Here is a 1,819-nt window from a genome sequence, read left to right as displayed (position 1 = left end):
CGTGCCGGTCACGGCCGTCCGGCGGGCCCTGCTGCTCGCCGGCGACCTGCGGGCGGTGGCGGTCGCGGCGCTCTCCGGCGGGGCGGCCGCGCTGGCCGGGTTCGGGCTCCAGGTGGGCCGCCCGCTCGCCCCGATGCTGGCCCAGAGCGCGCCCTCGGTCGACGAGGCGCTCACCGCCACCGGCACCCCGGCGGTGGTGGACGTCAAGCTCGACGGCATCCGCATCCAGGTGCACCGGTCCGGCCAGGACATCGCGGTCTTCACCCGCAGCCTGGACGACATCACGGGACGGCTGCCCGAGGTGGTGGCCGCCGTCCGCGCGCTGCCCGCCCGGGAGCTGGTGCTCGACGGCGAGGCGATCGGGTTGGACGCCGAGGGCCGGCCCCTGCCGTTCCAGGAGACCTCCAGCCGGGCCGCCCGGCGCACCACCCCGAGCGCCACCGGCCGCACTCCGGTGGCGCCCGCGGTGCTCGCCGCGGCCGAGCGCACCGGCCAGACCGTGCTGACGCCGTACTTCTTCGACCTGCTGCACCTCGACGGCACGGACCTGATCGACCTGCCCGGCCGGGAGCGGTGGGCCGCGCTGGCCGGCGCGGTCGACCCGGCGCTGCTGGTCGGTCGGGTGGAGGTGGACGACCCCGAGCAGGCCGGCGCGGCCTTCGCGGCGGCGGTCGACGCCGGCCAGGAGGGGGTGGTCGTCAAGGATCCGGCCGCGCCCTACGACGCCGGCCGGCGCGGCGCGGCCTGGGTCAAGGTCAAGCCCCGGCACACCCTCGACCTGGTCGTGCTCGCGGTCGAGTGGGGCAGCGGCCGGCGGCAGGGCTGGCTCTCCAACCTGCACCTGGGCGCCCGCGACCCGCGCACCGGCGAGTTCGTCATGCTCGGCAAGACGTTCAAGGGGCTCACCGACGAGCTGCTGCGCTGGCAGACCGAGCGCTTCCTCGCGCTGGCCGTGGAGAAGGGCGACTGGGTGGTCCGGGTCCGGCCGGAGCAGGTGGTCGAGATCGCCTTCGACGGGGTGCAGGCCAGCAGCCGCTACCCGGGCGGCATGGCGCTGCGCTTCGCCCGGGTGGTGCGCTACCGGGACGACAAGACCGCCGCCGAGGCGGACACCATCGACGCGGTCCGGGCCATCCACGCCGGCCGGGTCACCGGCTGACCCGGTGGGCCGGAGGCGGCGCGGCACCGCCTCCGGCGCGGCTCAACCGATCGACAGGGACCGGGCGTAGTTGACCTGGTTGTTGATCTGCTGCACCTGGAACTGGTCGGCCACCGGGATCCGCGCGACGTACTGATGCCCGCCGTTGGTCACCGTCACCTGCACGGTCCCGTGGTGCCGCGTCTCCTTGACCAGCAGGAAGAGGAGGCTGAACACGGTCAGGCAGAAGAAGCCGAGGACCGTGGCGACGATCGCCCAGGTGGCCACCTTCTCCTCCTTCTGCCAGTGGTCCATGACGTGCCAGGAGGAGCCGGCGAGCGGCAGGACGCCGGCCGGGGTACGGATCACCGGCGGCGTCACCATGATCTCGCCGATCTGCACGGCCACCACGGACTGCGCCGGCAGCAGCGGCCCCGCCGGCGGGGCCGGTACGGGCGGGTACGCGCCGGGCTCGACCACCAGCGACCCGTGCTGCGGCCCGACCGCCCCGGCCGGCGGCACGGGCGGTGCGGAGAACTGCGCGGGCGGTGCGGGGAACTGCGCGGGCGGTGCGGAGAACTGCGCGGGCGGTGCGGAGAACTGCGCGGGCGGCGTGGGGAAGGGCGCGGGCGGCGTGGGGAAGGGCGCGGCCGGGAACTGGGCGGTGGCCGGCGGTGCGGA

2 protein-coding genes are annotated in these 1,819 nt (G+C 75.9%); one reads left to right on the top strand and one right to left on the bottom strand.

Annotated features, from left to right (window positions below; all coding sequences use genetic code 11):
* A partial coding sequence (locus B0E53_RS36140; RefSeq protein WP_107079885.1) for an ATP-dependent DNA ligase occupies positions 1 to 1,159 on the top strand: 1,159 nt, incomplete at its 5' end.
* 42 nt (positions 1,160 to 1,201) lie between these two features.
* Here the strand turns inward: B0E53_RS36140 and B0E53_RS36135 are convergent.
* Positions 1,202 to 1,819, bottom strand: a 618-nt coding sequence (locus B0E53_RS36135) for a hypothetical protein (RefSeq protein WP_107079884.1), incomplete at its 5' end; no start/stop codon positions are given.

The sequence above is a fragment of the Micromonospora sp. MH33 genome (genome assembly GCF_003013775.1).
GTDB lineage: Bacteria > Actinomycetota > Actinomycetes > Mycobacteriales > Micromonosporaceae > Micromonospora > Micromonospora fulviviridis.
This window is presented reverse-complemented; position numbering and strand designations above follow the sequence as displayed.